25 protein-coding genes are annotated in these 22694 nt (G+C 65.2%); 9 read left to right on the top strand and 16 right to left on the bottom strand.

Annotation, left to right across the window (positions count from 1 at the left end; all coding sequences use genetic code 11):
- Positions 1–3 precede the first annotated feature (3 nt).
- Positions 4–1248: a cytochrome P450 gene (locus ACZY0X_RS22300; RefSeq protein ID WP_463773514.1), complete on the bottom strand. Its 1245-nt coding sequence runs from the start codon at positions 1246–1248 to the stop codon at positions 4–6.
- A gap of 8 nt (positions 1249–1256) precedes the next feature.
- On the bottom strand, positions 1257–1961 hold the full coding sequence (locus ACZY0X_RS22295) for an NIPSNAP family protein (RefSeq protein ID WP_463773513.1): 705 nt from the start codon (positions 1959–1961) through the stop codon (positions 1257–1259).
- Positions 1962–2089: 128 nt separating this feature from the next.
- On the opposite strand from ACZY0X_RS22295, the gene ACZY0X_RS22290 reads away from it, so the two are divergent.
- From ACZY0X_RS22290 to ACZY0X_RS22280, 3 genes are all read left to right on the top strand, one after another.
- Positions 2090–2914, top strand: a complete 825-nt coding sequence (locus ACZY0X_RS22290; protein ID WP_463773511.1) for an SMP-30/gluconolactonase/LRE family protein — start codon at positions 2090–2092, stop codon at positions 2912–2914.
- Between the two features lie 12 nt (positions 2915–2926).
- On the top strand, positions 2927–3739 hold the full coding sequence (locus ACZY0X_RS22285; RefSeq protein ID WP_463773509.1) for a thioesterase family protein: 813 nt from the start codon (positions 2927–2929) through the stop codon (positions 3737–3739).
- 303 nt (positions 3740–4042) lie between these two features.
- The gene (locus ACZY0X_RS22280; RefSeq protein WP_463773507.1) at positions 4043–4276 is read left to right on the top strand and encodes a hypothetical protein; all 234 of its coding nucleotides are present in this window, start codon (positions 4043–4045) and stop codon (positions 4274–4276) included.
- Positions 4277–4775: 499 nt separating this feature from the next.
- On the opposite strand, the gene ACZY0X_RS22275 is transcribed toward ACZY0X_RS22280, so the two are convergent.
- The 6 genes from ACZY0X_RS22275 to ACZY0X_RS22250 all read right to left on the bottom strand — a co-directional run bounded on the left by ACZY0X_RS22275 (position 4776) and on the right by ACZY0X_RS22250 (position 9276).
- A complete protein-coding gene (locus tag ACZY0X_RS22275; RefSeq protein WP_463773505.1) occupies positions 4776–5423 on the bottom strand; it encodes an anti-sigma factor family protein in 648 nt (215 codons plus the stop codon).
- On the bottom strand, positions 5420–5893 hold the full coding sequence (locus ACZY0X_RS22270) for a sigma-70 family RNA polymerase sigma factor (RefSeq protein ID WP_463773504.1): 474 nt from the start codon (positions 5891–5893) through the stop codon (positions 5420–5422). Before ACZY0X_RS22270 ends, ACZY0X_RS22275 begins: the two co-directional genes overlap by 4 nt.
- Positions 5894–6023: 130 nt before the next feature.
- Positions 6024–6587: a cytochrome b gene (locus ACZY0X_RS22265; RefSeq protein WP_463773503.1), complete on the bottom strand. Its 564-nt coding sequence runs from the start codon at positions 6585–6587 to the stop codon at positions 6024–6026.
- Positions 6584–7687 (bottom strand): catalase family peroxidase, encoded by a 1104-nt coding sequence (locus ACZY0X_RS22260; protein WP_463773501.1) that lies wholly within the window; start codon positions 7685–7687, stop codon positions 6584–6586. Before ACZY0X_RS22260 ends, ACZY0X_RS22265 begins: the two co-directional genes overlap by 4 nt.
- Positions 7688–7805: 118 nt before the next feature.
- Positions 7806–7997, bottom strand: a complete 192-nt coding sequence (locus ACZY0X_RS22255) for a ferredoxin (protein WP_463773500.1) — start codon at positions 7995–7997, stop codon at positions 7806–7808.
- Between the two features lie 13 nt (positions 7998–8010).
- On the bottom strand, positions 8011–9276 hold the full coding sequence (locus tag ACZY0X_RS22250) for a cytochrome P450 (protein ID WP_463773498.1): 1266 nt from the start codon (positions 9274–9276) through the stop codon (positions 8011–8013).
- A gap of 88 nt (positions 9277–9364) precedes the next feature.
- On the opposite strand from ACZY0X_RS22250, the gene ACZY0X_RS22245 reads away from it, so the two are divergent.
- Positions 9365–9922 carry a TetR/AcrR family transcriptional regulator gene (locus ACZY0X_RS22245; protein WP_463773496.1) on the top strand — a complete coding sequence of 186 codons (558 nt, stop codon included), beginning with the start codon at positions 9365–9367 and terminating at the stop codon, positions 9920–9922.
- Between the two features lie 31 nt (positions 9923–9953).
- Here ACZY0X_RS22245 and ACZY0X_RS22240 read toward each other — a convergent pair whose 3' ends face one another.
- On the bottom strand, positions 9954–11126 hold the full coding sequence (locus ACZY0X_RS22240; RefSeq protein WP_463773495.1) for a CaiB/BaiF CoA transferase family protein: 1173 nt from the start codon (positions 11124–11126) through the stop codon (positions 9954–9956).
- Positions 11127–11242: 116 nt separating this feature from the next.
- On the opposite strand from ACZY0X_RS22240, the gene ACZY0X_RS22235 reads away from it, so the two are divergent.
- The 3 genes from ACZY0X_RS22235 to ACZY0X_RS22225 are packed head-to-tail and all read left to right on the top strand — an operon-like array spanning position 11243 to position 13801.
- On the top strand, positions 11243–11806 hold the full coding sequence (locus ACZY0X_RS22235; protein ID WP_463773493.1) for a TetR/AcrR family transcriptional regulator: 564 nt from the start codon (positions 11243–11245) through the stop codon (positions 11804–11806).
- Positions 11807–11858: 52 nt separating this feature from the next.
- Complete coding sequence (locus tag ACZY0X_RS22230; protein WP_463773492.1) at positions 11859–13355, top strand: aldehyde dehydrogenase family protein; 1497 nt, start codon at positions 11859–11861, stop codon at positions 13353–13355.
- On the top strand, positions 13352–13801 hold the full coding sequence (locus ACZY0X_RS22225; RefSeq protein ID WP_463773490.1) for a nuclear transport factor 2 family protein: 450 nt from the start codon (positions 13352–13354) through the stop codon (positions 13799–13801). The genes ACZY0X_RS22230 and ACZY0X_RS22225 overlap by 4 nt, the downstream gene beginning before the upstream one ends.
- Positions 13802–13856: 55 nt before the next feature.
- Here ACZY0X_RS22225 and rlmN read toward each other — a convergent pair whose 3' ends face one another.
- The 5 genes from rlmN to ACZY0X_RS22200 form a co-directional block, all read right to left on the bottom strand.
- Positions 13857–14948 carry a dual-specificity RNA methyltransferase RlmN gene (gene rlmN, locus ACZY0X_RS22220; protein ID WP_463773488.1) on the bottom strand — a complete coding sequence of 364 codons (1092 nt, stop codon included), beginning with the start codon at positions 14946–14948 and terminating at the stop codon, positions 13857–13859.
- Between the two features lie 117 nt (positions 14949–15065).
- Complete coding sequence (locus ACZY0X_RS22215; RefSeq protein ID WP_463773486.1) at positions 15066–15926, bottom strand: phosphatidate cytidylyltransferase; 861 nt, start codon at positions 15924–15926, stop codon at positions 15066–15068.
- 33 nt (positions 15927–15959) lie between these two features.
- A complete protein-coding gene (gene frr, locus ACZY0X_RS22210) occupies positions 15960–16517 on the bottom strand; it encodes a ribosome recycling factor (protein WP_241399726.1) in 558 nt (185 codons plus the stop codon).
- 42 nt (positions 16518–16559) lie between these two features.
- Positions 16560–17288, bottom strand: a complete 729-nt coding sequence (pyrH, locus tag ACZY0X_RS22205) for a UMP kinase (RefSeq protein ID WP_463773484.1) — start codon at positions 17286–17288, stop codon at positions 16560–16562.
- Positions 17289–17392: 104 nt separating this feature from the next.
- Entirely contained in the window at positions 17393–18079 is a 687-nt protein-coding gene (locus ACZY0X_RS22200; protein ID WP_463773482.1) for a class I SAM-dependent methyltransferase, read from the bottom strand.
- A gap of 45 nt (positions 18080–18124) precedes the next feature.
- Between ACZY0X_RS22200 and ACZY0X_RS22195 the strand changes: the two genes are divergently transcribed.
- Positions 18125–18541 (top strand): MarR family winged helix-turn-helix transcriptional regulator, encoded by a 417-nt coding sequence (locus ACZY0X_RS22195; RefSeq protein WP_463773481.1) that lies wholly within the window; start codon positions 18125–18127, stop codon positions 18539–18541.
- A gap of 200 nt (positions 18542–18741) precedes the next feature.
- Positions 18742–19182, top strand: coding sequence for a carboxymuconolactone decarboxylase family protein (locus tag ACZY0X_RS22190; protein WP_463773480.1), 441 nt, complete (start codon positions 18742–18744; stop codon positions 19180–19182).
- Positions 19183–19192: 10 nt separating this feature from the next.
- Here the strand turns inward: ACZY0X_RS22190 and ACZY0X_RS22185 are convergent, their stop codons facing one another.
- Complete coding sequence (locus ACZY0X_RS22185; RefSeq protein WP_463773478.1) at positions 19193–21166, bottom strand: primary-amine oxidase; 1974 nt, start codon at positions 21164–21166, stop codon at positions 19193–19195.
- A 4-nt stretch (positions 21167–21170) separates the two neighbouring features.
- Complete coding sequence (locus ACZY0X_RS22180; protein WP_463773476.1) at positions 21171–22688, bottom strand: APC family permease; 1518 nt, start codon at positions 22686–22688, stop codon at positions 21171–21173.
- Positions 22689–22694: the final 6 nt, after the last annotated feature.

Here is a 22694-nt window from a genome sequence, read left to right as displayed (position 1 = left end):
GGCTCAGTGACCTCCGGTCTGGACCGTCACGGGGATGTTGTTCCAGCCCCACTGGAAACTCGACGGCGGACGCCACGCGGCCTCGGTGTCGACGCTGAACTCGGGCACCCGCTTGAGCCACTCGGTGACGAGGATGCCGATCTCGAGGCGCGCCAGATGCACACCAAGGCAGAAGTGCTGACCCCGTCCGAACGCCAGGAGTCGCTCGATGGGCCGGTTCCAGATGAACTCGTCGGGATCGGCGTATTCGCGCTCATCGCGCGAGGCCGAGGCGAGCAGCGTGATGATGCGTTGGCCCGGTTCGATCGTGGTGCCATGCAATGTGAATGGGGTGCGCACGGTGCGTGCGAACCACTGGGCGGGCGCGCAGAAGCGAATCATCTCCTCGCGCGCGACAGCCACGTTGGACTCCAGATCGGCACGCACGGCGGCGAGTTGGTCTGGACGCTGCGACAGCTCCCACAGACCGTGCGCGACGATCTTGGGCACGGTCTCGGTGCCACCGATGAACACGCCGAGCATCTGCGTGGCGACCTCGGTGTCGGAGAACGCCGACCCGTCCGGCAGCCGGTAGTTGATCAGGCCGTCGACGATCGGCTGGCTACCGTCGGCGCCCTCGGCGCGTCGGCGAACGACGATCGGGGTCAGGTACTCGAGATAGCCGGGCCGGGCATTCGCGGTGTTGACACCGTCACCCGGTTTGGCGAGGCTGCCCGCGTTCACCGTGGCCAGCACATCGGGCGCCAGCTCGTCAGACAGACCGACCAGGTGACACACCATTGAGGCCGCTACGACGCCGCCATAGTCCTGGGTCAGGTCGAAGTTCCCCTGCGGCAGCAGGATATCCAGGCGCTCGTTGGCCATTTCACGGATGCGGTCAGCCAGTCCCGCGACGTTGCGCGGCCGCAGCGGCCTTGAGTGCGCGCCCCGGACACCACCGTAGATCGGGTTGTCGAAGTTGGCGTGAAACGGCATCGGATGCACCGGCGGATCGGGCACCGGCCCGTCGTTGTGGTGCGCCAGAACCGTCGCGGCGGGTAGCGTGCCCTCCGATGCCACGAAGGTTCCGTCGTTGATCTCCAACACATCCCACACGTCGGCGAAACGCGACACCGCGTAGGTGTCCCATTTCTCGACGTAATACAGCGGGTGGTGGTCGCGCAGCACCCGGTAGTGCGGAAACGGGTCGGCCATCACCGCCGGATCGAATGGGTCGTACGAGAAGTCCTGCATCGCCTCTGTTCTCATCTGGGCGTTCACTGCAGCGGCGACGGTGGGAGGGCCTGGAGAATGGAGTCCTCCCAACCGTCGCGTAGAGCGGGCGCGAGCCGCATCCACGTGACGATCTCGGCGGGCGGCTGGTCCTTCCACGACGGGTAGTGATTCTCGAAGCACTCCCAGTCCCCGTCGAGCGCCCAGTAGTGGATCACCTCGTTGAACCGGAACGTGGTGGTGAAGGACCCCAACCATCGCTTGCCCGTGCTCTCCGACCACGGCACGTACAACCGTTCGAGTTCCTTGATGTAGTCGTCCTGGCGCCCGGGTTTGGTCTGCATGATCTCCTGGATCACCAGGCCCGCCTTGAAACTGGCCGCCTTGAGTTCGGCGAGGTTCTTGTTCTGCGGGGCGGCGTACATGATCCGCCCCTCTCCCGTAGCACCGGTGTCGGCGAGATAGGTCGCCCACGTGGTGGCGGCCTCGGCGTGACTTCCGCCGCGTGCCTGGGCCTTACCGATGCGCGCGTAGTCAGCGAACGCGTCGATCTCCCAGATGATGGTGACCTGTGGCCAGTGCCCGTTGTAGGGCGTGGACTCCCAGATCGTGAAGAGTCGCGCGCCGAGATCGGACATCATCGGGTGATAGATCTCGTCGAACGCCTTGGTGAACTGATCGCTGCGTCCGGAACCCAGGGCGATGGTCTCGTGCAGGTACAGAAGCGTGTGGCTGTGATACTTCCGCATGGCCGGTTCAACAACCTCCGTTTAGCGTCATGCGCACACTGCCGATAGTTGACAGTGGCACCCAGCGAGCGTGACACTTGGGGCGTGTTTTGTAAAGCATCGCGGTCGATCAGCCGGTTCGACGTCGGATGAACCCGACGCCATTGGCCAATGGATTCTGTTTTGGTGAGGGACCGCGGTGGTTCGAGGGCCTGCTCTGGTTCTCAGACATGCTCGGCGAGGCCGTGCACACCGTGGACCTCAACGGTGCGACCAGCACCCTGCACCTACCCGGTAGAGCGCCGTCCGGGCTGGGTTTCCGGCCCGACGGAACGCTGCTGATCGTCTCCACCGAGGATCGCCAGGTGCTCCGCTACGACGGTGACCACGTGACCGTGCTGGCCGACCTGGGCGACCTGGCACCCGCCAATCTCGGCGATATGGTGATCGACACCCATGGCGCCGCCTTCGTGGGATCGCAGGCCCGTGAGGGGGGTGTCATCGTCCGCATCGACCCTGATGACACCGCCTCCATCGTGGCAGGTGACCTCGACTTCCCCAACGGCATGGTCATCACCCCGGACGGCGACATGCTTGTCGTTGCCGAGTCGACGGGACGCCGACTCACCGCGTTCACCGTCACCGCCGACGGTGCGCTGGTCGATCGACGGGTGTTCGCCGACGGCCTCGACGGGCCGCCCGACGGCCTGGCGATCGACCGCGAGGGCGGGGTGTGGACGGCAATGACGCTGGCCCACCAGTTCGTGCGAATCACCGACGGCGGCGAGGTGACCGATCGCATCGACATGGCGGGCCGTACCGCGATCGCCTGCGCCCTGGGCGGTCCCGACGGACGCACGTTGTTCCTGCTGTCCAGCACCGACGCGTATCCCGAACGTCTGATCGGCACCAAGGCGTCACGGGTCGACGCGCTGATGGTCGACGTGGCCGCCCCGGGTCGATTCGACCACTGACGGAAGTTGAAGATGTCTGACTCCTATTACGAACTGGTCGACACCGATGACGCCGGCGAGCGTTTCCGCGCGACCGATCTGGTGCGCGGTACGTGGAATGCCTCGATCCAGCACGGTGCGCCCGTGTCGGCGCTGCTGGTCCGTGCGCTGGAACGCTGCGCGCCGCGCGATGACACCAGGCTCAGCCGCGTGATGGTGGACCTGATCGGCGGCGTGCCCGCGGAGGGCGACCTGTGGCTGCGCGCCCAGGTCGACCGGCCGGGCAGGCAGATCGAACTGGTCAGTGCGGAATTACTGGCCCCTGACCGCGACGGTGCACCGCGGACCGTCGCGAAAGCCAGCGGCTGGCGGCTGTCAACACTCGACACCACAGCGGTCGTACATGCGGCCGCGCCCGCACTCGCGCCGCTGGCGCAGGCGAAGAGCCGCGATATGGCCAAGAACTGGGATCGCAACTACGTGCACAGCATCGACTGGCGCTGGCTCACCACGCCGATGGCCGACGGGCCCGGGGAATCCTGGCTGCGGCCGACCGTGGACCTCGTGAAGGGCGAGACGATGACGCCGCTGCAGCGACTGTTCACCGTCGCCGACGATGCGAACGGCATCGGCACCAAGCTCGACATCCGGCGTTGGACGTTCATGAACACCGACCTGGTGGTGCACGTGCACCGCGTGCCCGAGGGTGAGTGGATCGGCATCCGGGCCGAGACGAGCTACGGACCCGATGGCATCGGGACCACGTTCGGCACGCTGTTCGACACGCACGGTGCGATAGGCGGCATCCAGCAGTCGGTCCTGGTGCGTCCGATGCCGTCGCGTTAGGCCCTTACCACCCGACGGGGCAGGGACAGCAATCAAGATCGGCGTTGTGGCGCCCGCGGCCGACATTCCCGACAGACCACTCGGGACCTGTGCAAACCCCGTGCAACGGCCGTCAGGGCGACGCCGCGGACTTCGGCGCAGAGCAACGGAAGTGATCTAGCATGTGAGATGAAACACTCAGTGCCGCTGAGCAATTCGCGCGGCGCGCGCTTGCGCACCAGATTGTTCGTATAGCTAGGCAACGTATTACAGTGGTCTCGGGTCGGGGTTTTCGCGCAGCAGACAACGAACCGGAGGTTGGGTGTGATCCGTTCAAAACTAGCCAACAAGGCTGTCGTGGCGGCCGTCGCGGCGGCGGTGCCGCTGGGATTGGGCTTCGTCGGCGCAGCTCCAGCCGCGGCAGGTCCCGAGGCGTGTCTGACCGGCCCATACGGCTACGCCAGCGCGTGTGTCGAGGTGCCCGGTTGGGTGGACTGGCGTGATGGCCCACGGGGCCGCGGTCACTGGAACAAGCACTGGGACCACGACGACGACTGATCGGCCACACGTGACGATGACGCGCAGTGGCGCGGCATCGTCGTCAGCACGGATCGACCGTCGCCCGGCCCGGCCCCTCGCCACACCGATCGCGCTGCATTAGCAGGTCACATCGACGTACGCCGTCATGTCCGTGACGGTGGTGACGAGGTCGTTGCCGGCCCCCGGGACGCCGGAGTCTGTACGGGCGAAGGTATGACCGGGACGGACAGCACTGACAGAGCAACGATCGAGTGGCGCGGTGCCGACTCTGCTCAGAATGACGTGATACCCCTGGGAGCGAAGTTGTCCGACGACCTGATCGACCGTTTGGGGTCCGGATGGCACCGCGTTGGCAGTATCCACTGAACCGAACATAACGGCCGCAAGTGCGCCTGCGACAGCTGCGCGGGCTACGAGCTTCCTCATCGACATTCCTCTCGCTGCGTCTAGTGAGATATACGATGGAACAAGGTGTTTGGTTCAGGTCCCAGCGCAGATCTCGGCCGTGATGCGGCGGTCAGCGGTCCATCGTGGCCAACACGGTGTTGTTGGCGTCGACAACGTTGAGATTGCGTAGTTGCGACATCGGAATCGACGTGGATCCCTGCACCACCCCGCGCCCGCTGGGCATTGCCGCCCAGTTCGCGGCCTGCTCCATTCGGCCGTGTTCGTCCATGGTGCGTAGCGTGAAAACACCTTCACGGGGCAGTTTCGTGACGTCCAGTGAGACGGCCGTCCCCCAGGGCTTGGGCGTCAACGTCACCAGCCCGCTCACCTGTCCGGCGATCTCCTCGACGGCGTAGGTGCCAGTGGTTGGCGTCGGTGAGCCACCGGGGATCGTCACCACGGCGATACCGACGGCAACCGCAGCGGCACCTGCCAGCGCAGCCCCCGCCGCCCACCACCGGCGGGAGTTTCCGCTGACGCCATCGGGTGCGTCGCCATCGGGTGCATCGCCATCGGGTGCATCGGCGGCCAGGTCGGCGGGATCAACCTTCGCCAATAACGCAGGCAATGGAGCACAGTCAGCGACATCACGTCGGCAGCGTAAGCACCCGCGCAGATGGTCCTCGAACTGCCGCCTCTCATTGGCGTCAAGCCCTCCCAGGACGTAGGCCCCGAGCAGGTCGTGCGGTTTCTCGTCGTTCATATTCTCGTCGTTCATAGCAGCCCCATCTCGTCGAACACTGCCCGGAGCGCCCGGACAGCGTGGTAGCTACGCGATTTGATGGTTCCCACGGCGACGCCCAGTCGATCGGCGGCCGCGGCAATCGTCATGTCATCGAAGTACAGCGCCTTGATCACCTCGCGGTGTTCGGCGCTGAGGCGGCGCATCGACTCCGAGAGCAGGATCCGTTCCAACGACGCGTCGACACCGTCCTCGGTCGCGACGGTGGCATCGTCGTCGGTCAGCACCTCAGGGCGCCGTGATCTGGCCCGCCACTGGTCGACCAGAGCGTTGTGAGCGATCGAGAACAGAAATGATCGCGGGTTGCCGCGCTCGATATCGATCCGGTCGATGTTCTTCCACGCCCTGACGAAGGTCTCCTGCACGATGTCCTCGCGATGTTGTGAGTCGGTGACATAGCCGGCGACGAATCGGCGCACCGCATCAGCGTGCGCTGAATACAGCATGGTCAGCCGCTGACCGTCAGAGCCGCGGTCCGGGCCTACGGCGCGGCCCCGACGCAAACGACCGATCGACACTCTCACTGCCGCGGACTTCCCCTGCCGCGACCATCTTCGCCGCGCAGCGCCGAGCCGTTCATTGCTCTTGCCAGACCTCGGGATTGCGCTTGCCAAACGCCATCCGCCTCAGCATCCCGTCCCGCAGTGTCAGGGTGTGCAGCAGGACCGCCGAGACATGCGCCGCAACGAGGACGACCAACGCGTAGGCAAGCAGCGAATGTCCGTTCCGCAGAAGCGCATACAGGCCCGCGTCGACGGGAACGATGGCCGGCAACCGGAGAGGACCGATAACAACGGGTACACCGGCGGCCGCCAGCATGGCCCAACCCATCAACGGTTGAGCCAGCAGCGCGGCATACATCGCGACTTCCGATCCAACGACCGCCCGGCGTTCCCACCGCCCCACCGTTGCGGGAAGCGCGGGCGCGTGGTGGCGCAGCCGGTTGACGACTCGGGCGATGATCACGATGAATACCAGCGCTCCGATGATCTTGTGCAGCATCAGCAGCGCCGAGTAATCCGCCAGCGCATTGGCCAGCGCGAAGCCGACGATGAGCGCGGCGAAAACCAGGACTGCGGTCAGCCAGTGCATCACACGGATGGACAAACTGTAGCGGCCGCTGTTCGGTGGACGGGTCATTGCGACACCGCGTTGACCTGGACAGCCGAGGGCCCGCCCGTTTCGCCCGCTCTGCGCCGGAACGACGCCGCATAGACCGACGACCGCGCAGACAGCAGCGGATCCTCGGACGGCTCGATACCGTCTGGCAGCACCATCGGGTCGAAGTTGATATCCCTGGCGTTCCCACGGCGCTCGGTGTCGATCGAATCGATCACCACGGTGCCGGCATCAACGGTGCGACGCTCGGGCGGCCACGCGACCGTCGCGTCCCTCAGATCATCTTCGGGCTCCCCCACAGTCAGCAGCAGGCGCCAGCGCAACGGACCAGACCGGATGTCTCGGATCAGGTTGTCGAACAACCAATTCGGTCCATGCACAGGTTTGGCCGGAGTGCCGGTCGAATCCATCGGCGCGAGAGACCAACGCACGGGCGTGGCCCTATTGGCGGCGCTGATGAATAGGAACGCATTCAGCCCGTGATACGCGCTGTCCCCAAACCCTGATGTCGGCGGCTGCCGGCTGATAGTCGCCATCGCCCGAGCGGTTTCGGGGTGTGCCGCCAGAAACTGCGACATCACGTCAGGGTCGGGTTTGCCGGTATCCGCTACAGGCTTCGACGCCAACAATCGGTCATAGAACCCCTGCGGTGAACTGTCCGGGAAGACAGAGCTGTTCAACATTGCGGTCCGCCATTGCTCGGCGCCTGGATACCCGAAGGCCAGGCCCAACCCCCGGCTGGCATTCGCACTGTCGGGCACCGCCGGATTCCCGCCAGGCAGTGAGAAGCGCCCGACCACTGGTGTGCGGCCACTGCGAAAGACGGCCGCCCGACTCAACTCCGTCCCGTTGCCGTTGGCATCGAAGTACCCGGACACCGCCACCCCTTTGGCGTGATTGCGCCGAAAGCCCGGATGCGACCCGTAAACGTGCAGAAATGCGTCGATGAATGCCTGGGGGGACAACCGCCCGCGTGATCCGATCGGCCCGCGCGCGTACAGCGTCGCACCGAGGTCAACGGCGAGGAAACCGCCGATCGCGGCGATGCCAAGCAGGACCCCACGACGATCGATCGAGGCGGTGGCCCAAGACGGCGGGATCAGTCCCGGTCGCTTCTTCAATGTGCGCTCCTACCATCGCGAGGTGTCCTGCGAGGGTGTACGCCCATGCGGCCGAGCCGGTTCATCGTCGGCGGGATATGTGATCCACGACACAATCAGTGCGTGTGAACGGCGTCGCTCAGTTCGACAGGCGGAGCGCGGCGGCAGGGCACTGAGTGACGGCCTGCTTCATACGGTCGAGGTCGTCGTCTGGACGGTCACCGTCGTGGATCACGACGCTGCCGTCATCGGTCACCTCGAACACGTCCTCGGCGATTGACTCGCAGATGCCGTGTCCGGTGCACTTTCCGAGATCGACGTCTACCCGCATATCGACTCCGGCCCTACTTGACCACGGCCGGCAGCCGCTTGATGCCGTGCACGAAGTTGCTGTGCAGCAGTTCGGGCTCACCGAACTCGACATGCTCGAGCCGGGTGAGCAACTCGCGGAACAGGTTTCGCAGCTCAGTACGTGCCAGCTGGTTGCCGAGGCAGAAGTGGGGACCACCGCCGCCGTACCCGACGTGCGGATTGGGCGAGCGGCTAAGGTCGAACGTCCCCGGCGCGTCGAAAACCGCCTCATCACGATTGGCCGAACAGTAGAACAGCCCGACCTTCTCTCCCGCGGCGATCGGCTGCCCGGCAATCTCGGTGTCCTGGGTGGCGAACCGGGCAAACTGCAGCACCGGCGAGGACCATCGGACGAACTCCTCCACGGCAAGCCCGATGCGCCCGTCGAAGTCCGCCATGAGCCAATCCCGCTGTTCGGGGTTGGCGGATAGCGCCAGCATGGCATGCGAGGTGGCCTGCTTGGTGGTGTCGTTGCCCGCAGAGGCGAGCAGGATCAGGAACGCGCCCATCTCCTCGTCGGTGAGCCTCTGGCCATCGACCTCCGCGTTGACCATCGCGGTCATCAGATCGTCGCCGGGGTTGGCGCGCCGAAACTTGGCCAACTCGGCACCCGTGCTGGCCAACAGCATGATCTCGCCGATGGTGTCGGCGGCGCGCTCCTCGAGCGAGCTGTACTCGTCATCGCTCATGCTGAACAGCTTCTCAGCGGCCGCGGCCACGGCGGGCTGGTCAGACTCGGGAACTCCGAGCATCTTCATGATGGTCAGCATCGGCAGACGAGCCGAACATGCTGAGACAAAGTCGATCTCGCCCGCGCCGACGAGATCGTCGACGACGGCGACCGCCGTGTCGTGGATCTGTTCATCGATCCGGCGGACGTTCTTCGGCGTGAACGCCGAGCTGACCAACTTCCGGTAGACGGTGTGCTGCGGGGGGTCCATGGCCAGGAAGAACGACGCCATCCGCTGCACTTCGGCGGGCATCGGATCCAGCGCCACGCCCTGGGCCGAGGTGAACAACTCGGGGTGCTGACTGACGTAGGTGACGTCGGCACGGCGGGTCAGCGCCCAGAACCCGGGCTCGACGAGGTCAAACAACGAGGGCAGCGGCTTGTGCCAGGACAGCCCGTCGGCACTCCGCAACTGCGCGAAGGTCCGATCCCGCTCGTCGAACGGCTGCGCCCAGAAGTGGTGCGAGGTGATGTCGAATGGGCTGTACTCACGCTGCTTCGGCGAGCTGGCGACGGTCAATTGACGCATCCTCTGCAATGGCCGGCGGGCTGCACCAGCGAATCGGAACGACTCAGCTAGCGTGACACTTGGCATAATATTTGTAAAGCTATTGCTCGTGTCGCACACGCCGCGTACCGAATCGCAACCGCTCGAGGACCAGGACGATAACTCGACGAGAGAGCGAATCCTGGCTGCCACCGCCGAGGTGCTCGGCCGCAGCGGCGCCACCAAGCTGAGCCTGTCCGAGGTGGCGATCGAGGCAGGCCTGTCGCGTCCCACGCTGTACCGCTGGTTCGATTCCAAGCGCGGTCTGCTGGACGCATTCGTGGTGTGGGAGCGCGAGTCCTACGAACGCGCCATCGCCAAGGCCACCGCGGGGCTGCCGATCGAGGATCGTCTCGACGCCGCGCTGCGCACCATCGTGGCCTACCAGCGATCCTATCCGGGGCTCCGGGTGGTCGAGATCGAACCGGAGTACGTCATCAGGCGTCTGGCTGCGGCTATCCCGCTGCTGCGATCACGGTTGGAACGCCTCATACCGGGACCGAGTGGAGCCGACGCGGCGGCGACGGTGGTACGCGTCGCCATGTCGCACTACCTAGTGCGCAGCGATGACGATGAGGACTTCCTGGCCCAACTTCGGCACGCCGCCGGAATCAAGCCGACGAGCTGACGGGTCGTGCCGGCCCCGGCAATCCGAACCGTCAGCGCCGCGACCGGCGGTCGGCGATCTCATCGAGGATCTCGTCGGTGTGCTCACCCAGTTTCGGCGCCGCCGACCGAGGCTTCCATGGTGTGCCACCGAAGTCGGCGGGTGTGGCGACCATCGGCATGGTGCCGTCACCATCGGGCACCTGCACCAACCCGCCGGCGGCGTGGAACTGATCGTCGGCCAGGACGTCGATGATGGAGTTGATCGGCGACCAGAAGAAGTCGGGTTCGGCGTCGAACACCTCCGCCCACTCGTCCAGCGAGCGCGTGACAAACACGGCGTCCAGTTCGGCGATGAGATCGATTGCGTTGCAAGATCGTCCGTAGGCGGTCGCGTAACGGTCATCCGTAAGCCAGTCAGTGCGCCCCACTGCGCGACACAGCGCGGGCCAGTGTCGATCCCCTTGCAGTCCAACGATCCAGAACCGCCTCCCGTCGGCCGCCGCGTAGTTGTTCACGCATGGGTTGCCCATGGTCTCGCGCTGCCCGACTGCGATCTGCTGGCCCGTCAGCAGAAGCGTGTTCAGGTCGAAGCTGATGGTGTAAGCACCCTGGCGGTACAGCGACGTGGTCACCAACTGCCCCTGCCCGCTACTGTGCCGCGCGACGAGGGCGGCACAGATCGCCCCGGCCAGCGTCATACCCGCGGTGTGGTCGCCCATCCCGCCCCGCTGGAACGGCGGCACGTCACCGGGGCGAGTCAGCAGATCGGCCAGGCCCGAGCGGGCCCAGAACGCTGCAATGTCATAGGCGGCCCGGTCGGCATCCGGGCCGTCGGTGCCGTATCCGGTGATCAGGCCGTACACCAGCCGCGGATTGCGAGCGGCGAGCGTGGCGAAATCCAAACCGAGGCGCGCCAAAGCACCAGGACGGATGTTCGTCACGAATACGTCGGCGTCGGCGAGTAATTCGAGCGCCACCGCCATACCGTCGTCGGTCGTGAGGTCGAGGACGATGCTGCGTTTGGACCGGTTGTCCATCTCGAACGGCGGGTTCTCGCCGGTATCGATCTGCAGCATCCTGCCGAACATGCGCGCCGGGTCCCCCTGGGGCGGTTCGATCTTGATCACGTCGGCACCCCAGTCGGCGAGAATGCCACCCGCCGCGGGTCCGGCGACCCACACGCCGAGTTCGACGACCTTGATGCCTGCCAGCGGTCCGGCCATCGCCGACCTCCTCGGGTGCGTCGGCGATCGCGCCGTTGGCCGCCCTCGCGTCCTCCGGGTACCTTACGATCGACCTCACGTTCGTATTGCTCGAGGCGCGCCGAGGAGGTGCTCAGATGAATGAACCGGCATCAGCCGACCGGGACGCTCCGGACTTCGGCGACGACACCTCGACTCGGCAACGAATTCTGGCCGCCACCGCCGAAGCGCTTGCACGCAGCGGTCAGACCAAGCTGAGCCTGTCGGAGGTCGCGATTCAGGCTGGCGTGTCCCGCCCGACGCTCTACCGCTGGTTCGCGTCGAAGTCCGATCTCCTCGACGCCTTCGGGACCTACGAGCGTGACATGTTCGACTCGGGGATCACCAAGGCAACCGCCGGACTACGCGGCAACGAGAAACTCGACGGCGCGTTGAAGTTCATCGTCGACTACCAGTACTCCTACTCGGGTGTGCGCCTTGTCGATATCGAACCCGAGGTGGTCATCGCACAATTGACAACGGTGATCCCGCGGGTGCGGAACCACCTGGAACGCATGCTGCAGGGACCCAATAAGTCCGTGAAGGCCGCGACCGCCGTCCGGGTCGCGGTGTCGCACTACATCGTTCGCAGTGACGACAAAGACCAGTTCCTCGCCCAGCTGCGACACGCCGTGGGTATCAAGTCGCCCGCGAACGACTAGGCCAAACGCCCAAACGCATGACACTTGACGGATAGTTTGTAAAGCTATCGATATGACGACACTCGAGAGCGATTCCGGGGTACTGGCCGGCGACGAGCGGATGCTGATCGACGGCGAACTCCAGCACACCGGCAGCGGAGCGAAGTTCGACGTCATACATCCGGCCAGCGAACAAGTGGCCGGGCAGGCCACTGACGGAACCGTCGCGGACATGGACCGCGCTGTGGGTGCCGCACGGCGGGCCTTCGACGAGACCGACTGGTCGCGCGACCTCGACTTCCGTTACCACTGCCTGACCCAGCTGCACGACGCCTTCGAGCGCAACAAGGAGCGCCTGCGACGGATCCTGATCACCGAGGTGGGCTGCCCCGTGACGGTGTCGGGCTCCCAGATCGAGAGTCCGATCGAGGAGGTCAAGCACTGGGCCGAGCACGGCAGGAACTTCAACTACCTCGAGGACACGGGTGTGCACCCGACGCAGTTGGGGCCCGCGCGACGCAAGATCCACTACGAGCCGATCGGTGTGGTCGGCGCGATCACACCGTGGAACGTGCCGTTCTACCTCAACGTCGCCGAGACGGTGCCGGCGCTGATGGCCGGAAACACCGTGGTACTCAAGCCCGCCCAGCTCACCCCGTGGTCGGGCAGCGAGTACGGCCGCATCGTTGCCGAGGAGACCGACATCCCCGCCGGCGTGTTCAACGTCGTGGTGTCCAACTCCAACGACGTCGGCGCGGCGCTGTCGGCCGACCCGCGTGTCGACATGATCACCTTTACAGGCTCCACCGCCACCGGGCGGGCGATCCTGGCCGCAGGCGCGGCGACGGTGAAGAAGACGCTGCTGGAGCTGGGCGGCAAGTCCGCCCACATTGTGCTCGACGACGCCGACTTCAACTCCGCCCTGCCGATGGCGGCCATGATGGCCTGTGTGATGTCAGGCCAGTCCTGCATCCTGCCCAGCCGGATCCTGTTGCCGCGCAGCCGCTATGACGAGGGTATCGAGATCCTCAAGACCATGATGGAGGGCTTCCCCGTCGGCGACCCATGGACCCCGGGCAACATGCAGGGCCCGCAGATCAGCCAGACCCAGCGCGATAAGGTGCTCGGCCTGATCAAGAGCGGTACCGACTCGGGTGCCCGCCTAATCACCGGCGGTGGCGTGCCCGAGAACCTGCCCGTCGGCTATTACACGCAGCCCACGCTGCTGGCCGATGTCGATCCCAACTCCCAGATCGCTCAAGAGGAGATCTTCGGCCCCGTACTCACCGTCACCCCGTACGACACCGACGACGAGGCCGTGGCGATCGCCAACAACTCGATCTACGGCCTGTCCGGCGAGGTGTCGGGCACAGACGTCGACCGCGCGTTCGCGATCGCCACCCGCATGCGCACTGGCAACGTCACCATCAACGGCAAGTCCCACTTCGGCATCACCAGCCCGTTCGGGGGCACCAAGCAGAGCGGCCTGGGCCGGCGCAATGGCGACGAGGGCTACCGCGAGTACCTCGAGGCGAAGACCATCGGCATGCCGGACACGGCGGCGCCGTGAATCATGCCCGAGTAACCGACTCGGCGCGCGTCGCCGACCAACTCGAGATCGCGGCACTGCTCGCGCGGTACGCGCGCGCAGTCGACACCAAGGACTGGGACTTGTACCGCTCGGTGTTCACCGAGGACGCCGTCATCGACTACTCCTCGAACGGAATCCCCGCGGGCACACGCGATGACATGGCCGAATTCCTCGGGCAGGCGTTCACCGCGATTCCGATGTCCATGCACTACATCACCAACATCGAGGTGGATTTCGACGGGGTGGGTGACACCGCGACGGTGCGAGCGATGTTCTACAACCCCATGCAACTGCCCGGCAAGACGGACCTGAGCTGCTGCGGTGGTTACTACCACCACGAGGTGGTCCGCACGGCGGACGGTTGGCGCAGCCGGCATCTGCGTGAGGACAACGTCTGGTTCGTCAACGGCCCGGACGTGAACTAGATGGCGACGATTCGCACATCTCTCGCCATCTTCTTCACGTTCGGCCCCTAGGAAGTTAGCCCTCGGCCGCCAATTGTCCACAGGCTGCGGCAATTTCGCGGCCACGGGTGTCACGGACCGTGCATGAGACGCCGCGGTCGCTGACCCGCTTGACGAACTCGCGTTCGGCGGGCTTGGGGCTGGCGTCCCATTCGCTGCCAGGGGTGGGGTTGAGTGGAATCACGTTCACGTGCGCCAGCGGCCCGAGTGTCGCGCGCAGCTTCTTACCGAGCAGATCGCCGCGCCACGGCTGGTCGTTGACGTCGCGAATCAGTGCGTACTCGATGGAGACCCGGCGACCGGTGACGTCGGCGTAATACCGCGCGGCGTCCAGGGCTTCGCCGACGTTCCAGCGATTGTTGACCGGCACCAGGGTGTCACGCAGCTCGTCGTCGGGGGCGTGCAGCGACAGTGCCAGCGTGACGCCGAGCCGTTCGTCGGCCAACTTGCGGATCGCGGGCGCCAGTCCGACTGTCGACACCGTGACCGAGCGGGCCGAGATGCCGAACCCGTTCGGTGGCGGTGCGATGATCCGGCGCACCGCTGCGAGCACCCTGTTGTAGTTGGCCAGTGGTTCGCCCATCCCCATGAAGACGATGTTGGAGAGCCGACCGTCATGCTCCGCGCGCATCGTGGACGACGCGGCGCGGACCTGCTCGAGGATCTCGGCGGTGGAGAGGTTGCGGGTGAGACCGCCCTGGCCGGTCGCGCAGAACGGGCAGGCCATGCCACAACCAGCCTGCGACGAGATGCACACCGTGTTGCGCTGCGGGTAGCGCATCAGCACCGACTCGAATGTGGTGCCATCGTGTCCGCGCCACAACGTCTTTCGCGTCTCCCCCGCGTCACACTGGACGGTCCGCACGACCTTGAGCAGATCCGGGAACAGCGCTTCGGCGACCTTGTCTCGCACCGAGGCCGGCAGATCGGTCATCTCGCGAGGATCGGCGATGAGACGTCCGTAGTACTGGTTGGCGAGCTGTTTCGCGCGGAACGCGGGCAGCCCGAGGCCCGTCACCGCTTCGGCCCGCGCCGCCTCGTCGAGGTCGGCGAAGTGCGGGGGCGGCATCGCGCGACGGGGCGCATCGAAGACCAGTTCTTGTTTCATGTCATGTCCAGTATCAACGCTGTCGGCTCACGTAGCGAACCGCCTGCTCATCGGCGGGCAGGAGCGGAGCGACCCGGCGTCAGATAGATCGGCGGGCAATCTCGCGTGAAACGGGTGTCAGACAAGCAGCGTGAGGACAATCCAGGTCGCGACGGCCGAGGGCAGAACGGAGTCGAGACGGTCCATCAGACCACCGTGGCCCGGCAGCAGGGTTCCCATGTCCTTGATGCCCAAATCGCGCTTGACCTGGGACTCGATCAGATCGCCCAGGGTCCCCGTGATGACCAGCATGATGCCGAGCGGGATGCCGACCCAGGCCGGCTTGTCGAGCAGGAACGCCACGGCGAGCACCGACGCCGCGGTACCGAATATCAGCGAGCCCGCGAACCCCTCCCACGACTTCTTCGGGCTGATCGCCGGCACCATCGGATGCTTGCCGAACAACACGCCTGCGGTGTACCCGCCGATATCGGAGAAGACGACACCCAGCATCAGGCAGAGCACCCGCCAACGGCCGTCGTCCGGGTACACCAGGAGTGCGCCGAACGCACCGAACAGCGGTATCCAGGCGGCCAGGAAGACCGTTGTGGCGACGTCGCGGAGGTAGTTCTGCGGCGCGTTCTTGAGGCCGCCGGAGAGCAGTCGCCAGATCATGCACACCACAACGGTGCCGCCAAAAGCGCCCAGTGCCCCCGTCACGCCGAACGGCCAGGTCAGCCAGACAATCGCCTGCCCGCCCACCAGCAGCGGGACGATGGGTATCGAGTATCCCGCGGTGCGCAGGCGACGGACCACCTCATGGGTCGCGACGGCCATCGCGACCGCCACTACCGGAATCCAGCCGAGAGGGGCGAAGACCAGGATCGCGATGACGCCGAATCCCAGGAATGCGCCGACCGCTATCGCGGCGGGCAGGTTACGTCCGGCCCGCGACGTCTTCTTGGGCTCCCCGGTTGGAGCGATCTCGGTATCTGCCACGGAATACGTCGCTAAAGGTCGGTCGGCGATGACCTAGACCTCCAGCAGCTCGCCTTCTTTGTGCTTGACCAACTCGTCGATCTGGCCGGTGTAGGTCTGGGTGGCCTTGTCGAGTTCCTTCTCGGCGCGGCTCACATCGTCCTCGCCTGCGTCGCCGTCCTTCTTGATACGGGCCAGCTCCTCCATCGCCTTGCGCCGGATGTTGCGTACCGACACCTTGGCGTCCTCACCCTTGCCCTTTGCCTGCTTGACCAGGTCACGGCGCCGCTCCTCGGTGAGCTGCGGGATGGAGATGCGGATGATGTTGCCGTCGTTGCTCGGGTTCACGCCGAGGTCGGAGTTGCGGATGGCGTCCTCGATGACGCGCAGCTGGGTGGCCTCATACGGCTTGATGATCACCATCCGTGCCTCGGGCACATTGATCGACGACAGCTGCGTGATGGGCGTCATCGCGCCGTAGTACTCGATGTTGATCCGCGAGAACATACCCGGATTGGCGCGGCCGGTCCGGATGGTCGAGAGGTCGTCCCGCGCCACCGACACCGCCTTCTCCATCTTCTCCTCGGCGTCGAAGAGGGTTTCGTCGATCACGGTGCTTCTCCTGTTTCTGCTCCTCGCGAGCGCAGCCGCCCGCTAGGTGGTGACCAGTGTTCCGATCTTCTCACCTGCGACCGCACGCGCGATATTGCCGTCCGTGAGCAGGTTGAACACCAGAATGGGCATGCCGTTGTCCATACAGAGGCTGAATGCCGTCGCATCGGCCACCTTCAGCCCACGGTCGATCACCTCGCGATGGCTGATCGCGGTGATCAACTCAGCGTCCGGGTTCTCCCGCGGATCGTCGGTGTAGATGCCGTCGACGGCCTTGGCCATGAGGACGACGTCCGCCCCGATCTCCAGCGCACGCTGTGCCGCCGTGGTGTCGGTGGAGAAGTAGGGCAGCCCCATGCCTGCGCCGAAGATGACCACGCGACCCTTCTCGAGGTGCCTGCGCGCGCGCAGCGGGATGTACGGTTCGGCGACCTGCCCCATCGTGATGGCGGTCTGCACGCGGGTGTCGATGCCCTCCTTCTGCAGGAAGTCCTGCAGCGCGAGGCTGTTCATCACCGTGCCGAGCATGCCCATGTAGTCCGAACGGGTGCGCTCCATACCGCGCTGCTGCAGCTGGGCTCCGCGGAAGAAGTTTCCGCCCCCTATGACGACGGCGACCTGCGCGCCGCTGCGCACCACGTCGGCGATCTGACGCGCCACGAGTGCCACGACATCGGGGTCAAGGCCCACCTGCCCGCCGCCGAACATCTCGCCGCCGAGCTTGAGCAATACGCGGGAGTACATCGGCCTGATGGGGGCCGCCTGTGTCATCGGGCTCCTCCGGATTGGGGCAAGTCTCAACCGTCCCGGCAATCACCAGGGACGGTGACTCAATCCTGCCTCATGGAGGGTGCCCGACGACGCAGGGGTGCCAATCAGTCGAGGTGTGCCGACAGCAGCCAGGCGGGCACTGACATGCGGCCGTTGCCCTCATCCGCTGCGCCCGCACCCGCAAACTCCTTGAAGTGGGCAGCGTTCTCGCCGACGTTGGCATGGATTCGCGCGGGCCTGATCTCATCGATCACCCAGTACTTCGACACCACGTCGCGCAGCTCCTGCTCGGTGACGGGATGGGCCGGGTTGCTCACGGGCATCGAGGTGCGGTCAAAGACCAGCACGAAGTACGAGGCACCCGGCGCCGCGGCGCGCACGATCGACTGCTGGTAGCCCTCCCGCAGCTCGACGGGCATCGAGTGGAACAGCGTCGAATCGATGATGGTGCCGAAACGCCCGTCGTAGCCGGTGAACGCGCTGATATCGGCGACGTCGAGGCTCACGTTCGTCAGACCGCGCTTCGACGCCTCCTCGCGAGCCAGCGTTATCGCCGTCGCAGACTGGTCCAGACCCACGGCCGTGTACCCGAGTTCGGCCAGCGCCAGCGCCGTCGCGGCCTCACCGCAGCCGGCGTCGAGAACCTCACCGTGAACCCTGCCCTCGGCGATCAGCGCGGCGATCTCGGGCTGCGGCTCGCCGATGCTCCATGGCGGCCGGGCGCCCATACCCATCGCTTCGGCGTCGCCACGGTAGGCGGAATCGAACATCTCGTCACTGGGATTCGTCATTCATTCGGTGTATCAACCTAGTTGATATATGTCAAGATAACTGACATGGTCGACGATGAGAACCGCCCACTCGGGTTTCTGCTGCACCGTGTCATCGCGCACCTGCGGGCCGAAGTGACCCAAAACGCCTTGGAGCCCCTCGGTCTGACCTTCACGCAGTACCTCTGCATGCGACTGCTGGTGCAGACGCCCGGCCACTCCAACGCCGATCTCGCCCGCAACCTGTTCGTGTCGCCGCAGGCGATGAACATGACGGTGCGCGGACTGCAGGAACGGGGACTGGTGACGCGGCCAGCGACGGTGGCATCCGGCCGGTCGCTGCCCGCCGAACTCACCCGTGAGGGCGTCGCACTGCTGGCACGCACCGATGCCGGCGTACGCGAGGCCGAGGAGAGGGTTCTCACGCCACTCTCGGCCCAGGATCAGAGGCACCTGCGACGCATTCTGGCCGAGTTGGGCTAGTGCCCACGCCGAACGTGCCGCCACTGCGAAAAAATCGCCGATTCTTCGCAGTGGCGTCACACTGGGCGGACCCATCGATTCGAACCTGCACCCGACGAACGACTCAGGGCACTTGCCAGCTTCGGCCGGTTCGCCGGGCGCTGTCACGAATCGCGTGTCTACTGCGTCTTAGTTGACGTACCCGACGAATTGGAGGCGACATGGCGGTTCGGACCTTGTTGAACACCGCAGTACCCACGGCCTATCAGACCCTGATCACGCTCAGTGAGCAGGCCGAGACGGCCGCGCTCGAGGCCGGCGTCGATCCGCTGTCCATCGAATTGGTGCGGATCCGGGCCTCACAGCTGAACGGCTGCGGCTTCTGCCTACGGATGCACGTTCGCGACGCACTGGCCAAGGGCGAGACCACCGACAGGATCGCTGTCCTGACGGCATGGCGTGAGACTGCCTACTTCTCCCCCGCCGAGCGGGCCGCGCTGGCGATCGCCGAGGAGATCACCAACATCTCCTCCGCCGCGGCGGGCGCCGACGACGGCGACGCACTGACCGTCGCTGAGGCCGCGGCGTTGCGTTGGGTCGCGATCGCCATCAACGGGTTCAACCGCGTCGCGATCTCGAGTCACTACGCCGTCAAACCCTGACGCACCTGCCTCAGTGCTTGGCGTGGCACGCCTTGGGCGGTGCGGGCGGGAGGTCCAGTGCCGGGTTGCCGTCGAAGAAGCCCACCGGCTTGAGGTGGAATCCCGTGTAGGCGCAGGGCATCACGGGCCAGTCCTCCGGCCGCACCACGTGATGTGCGCCGAGGGTGTACCAGAGCACCACGTCGGTGTCCTCCAGTGGCGCGTCATCGGCGACGTACTCGGGCAGGCCCTGGGGGTCGGCGGATTGGTACATGTAATCGCCGGCGGCGAACATCTCCCTCTGGTCGTACCTGGTGACCCAGAGGTTGTGCTGCACGAATCGGGCGCGGTCGTAGATGTGCGATCCCTCCTGCACCATCACCGGCACGATGTCCTTCGGCACCAACTTGTAGGCCACCGGGGCGCCGAGTTCGTTGCACTTCGACGGGTTGGCGATCTTCCAGTACCGGCCGGTCTGCCAATCCCAGTCCCGCGCACCGTCGGCCTCCGACGCCACCAGCGTGTCGCGGGTGATCCACGCGTTGTGATGCGGATTGAGTGCGGCATCAGGCTCGGGAATCGAATCCACCTCGTACACACTGTTTCCCGGCCCATCGATGCTCATGTCCAGCCGGAAGTTGAAGAAGTGCTGGTGATTGGGCCCGTAAATCCCCGGAGCCACCATCTTGCCCCAGCGCGGCACCTCACCGTCCTCTATGGCACCCGTGGTGAGCACACCGGACAGCTTGACCTCGACCTCGATGGAGGCGTCGTTGTAGAGATACCAGAAGAAGCCGTACTCATAGTTGCCGACGGTGCAGATCATCGAGATCACCAGCCGCCGCGAACGCCGCACCTCAACCTCACCGGTGCGGAAGTCGGTGTGCTTCCAGGAGATTCCGAAGTCCTCCTCGTGCATGCAGATGGCGTTGGGGATCGTCACCGCGTTGCCGTCGGAGTCGTTCACCGTGCCGTCGAAGTAGTGAATCTCACCCAGACAGTCACAGCCAAGCGTCAGCGGGTTGGCCGAGAACCCCATGCCGACCTCACCCATGTCGAAGACGTTCTTGTTCCAGTGCGTCGGCGACGTGTCGCCATACGGCACGACCATCTCCGACAGCGAACCCCGGTACATGATCGGCCGCGTCTCTCCGCGGTCGGTGTAGGAGACCTCGTGCAGCGTGACGCCCTCACGCGGGTTGAAGCCGATCCGCAGCGACCACTTCTGCCATTGCACATGCCAACCATCGACGGTGAAGCTCGGGCCGTCGGGCTGGGTTATCTCGATGGGCTTCACGTCGGAGCGGAACTCGGTGAACGCGGGCCGGTTGTTCTCCTCGAACATGAATCTCGGGTCGTAGTTGCCTGCCGTGGGCGGGAGCGGCACCACACCGTGGTCCTCGATCTCGATGACCTCCATCGTGTCGAGGTTGAAGGTGACGATCAGACCCTCGACCGGGCGCGCGTAGCCGTGTTCCGATGGCGCCGCCCGCATGAACGTCAGCGGACGGCACACCAGTGGCGCGTTGTCGTAGTGATCCTGCGCACCGTAGTAGCCCGCTGGCCACGGGTCGATCATCGCCAGGCTGAAGTCAGTCACGCCGCGCTTGCGCATCGCCTCCTGCCAGCGGGGGTCGTCGCGGACCCTCTCCTCCACCCCCGTCATATGCTCCACCAGATACGACGGGAACCGGCCGGGGATCGACTTCCACGACTCGATCACTCGCGCTCCGAGGTCGACGACCGCCTCGTAGATCATCTTCGCCGCGGCGTCGTACATGGACGCGAACGCACACCGTGGGACCTCGAGACCGACGAAGGTCAGGTCCGCATTCTTCTCCGGCTCGGCAAGTTGAATCATGACGAACTTCAGTGTCGGCGTGGAGTATTCGGATGCCATGATGGTCGAGGCCGCGGCCTGAATCTCGGCGCCGTTCAAAGGGTCCAGCGGATACCGCGTCACCGCTTCACCCATGCTGGACAGAACCGTGTCTTCCATCGTCATGCTGCTACAACGCTTCCGTGTCGGACTTCGCGTCCTTCGTGAGATCGAAGACCGCCAGATGTGCCAGCGCGTCCTCCTGACTTACCTTGTGTGCGGACCGCCTGCCGAACACGAACACGACCAGTCCCAGGGCGAACATGCCCAGGCTGATGCCGCCCACCCATGTCATCCAGGTGGCGGCGGGCACGTCAATCCACGGCGTCACGAACGAGTAGTAGACGCCGCCGATCGTGCCCAGCGTGCCAACGATGACCGTGATCCACACGCCGACCATGCCGCCGGGAATGCGCCAGAACTTCTCCGTGGCATAGCGATCGGCGTACTTCTTACGCGCGACGATCACCGGGATGAGGAAGAAGAAGCCCGACAGCAGCCACACCGTGCTCAGACCGCCTTGCAGATAGATGGTCACGTTGGCCATGCTGCTCTGCGAGTACAAGCCGACCAGAATCAGCGATGAGATGACGCCCTGAATCAGGATGGCGGACACCGGGTTGCGGGTGCGGGGGTTGAGGTGGGTGAAGATGCGCGGGAGGTGTCGCTCGAGGCCCGAGACGAAGATCAGTCGCGAGTAGGCCACCTGGTAGGTCATCAGTGCCACGATGATGATGCCGGCCAGCACGACCGCGCCGATTTCCATCAAACCGGGAAAGCCCGACACCCCGAGGTTGGCGATGACACCTGTCACCGGGTCGATTTCGTCGCTCGGGAGGACCATGATCGTGCCCAGCGTCGTCATCAGGTAGATGGCAACCAGGGCAGTCGAGCCCCAGAGGATCATCCTCGGACCGCTGCGGCGCACCGACAGGAACTCCGCTCCCATGTTGTACGGCGTCTCGACACCGAGCAGATACAGCAGCACGGTGCCGTACAGGAACCCCGCGACGGCGAAGTTGGGGATCGTCGCGTCGTGCCAGCTGAACGGGGTGGCGGAACCGTTCTCGACGGCGAACAGGAGACCGCAGATGAAGATCGTCAGCGTCAGGATGCAGTACACGACGAAGACGACGTTCATGATCCTCTGGTTGGCGGCGAGCTTCGCCAGCGCCAGCCCGATGACCGTCCATAGGATCACCAGCTGCAGGATGATGCTGGTCGTCAACCCGAGTTCAGTGTGGAATGCCAGCAGAAGGAACTGCAGGACGACCGCGGGTGACGACGCGGCGTTCAGGATCACCGGCACCCATGACAGGTAACCGCCGATGAATCCCCAGGTTTCGCCCATGGTTCTGGTGGCCCAGATGTACACACCACCTTGTCCGGGCCAGAGGTTTCCGAGTTCCACAACGGCCATGCCGGCGGGGATGAGGAAGGTGAGGATGCCAAGCACCCACATCGGGATGGCCGTCCAGCCACCCGCTGCCATGATCGACGATCCGGTGACCCAGCAGATGATGAACACGTATGCCGCAGTGAGCCCGAACGTGCTCATCACCTTCGGCAGAATCTGTTCGGGGACCAGCTCGGTGGTCATGAGCTTGTCGCGGTCGGATGGTGGGGCTGCTTCGAGTTCTTGTGTCATGACTTC

The sequence above is a fragment of the Mycobacterium sp. IDUB_39 genome (genome assembly GCF_055419205.1).
This window is presented reverse-complemented; position numbering and strand designations above follow the sequence as displayed.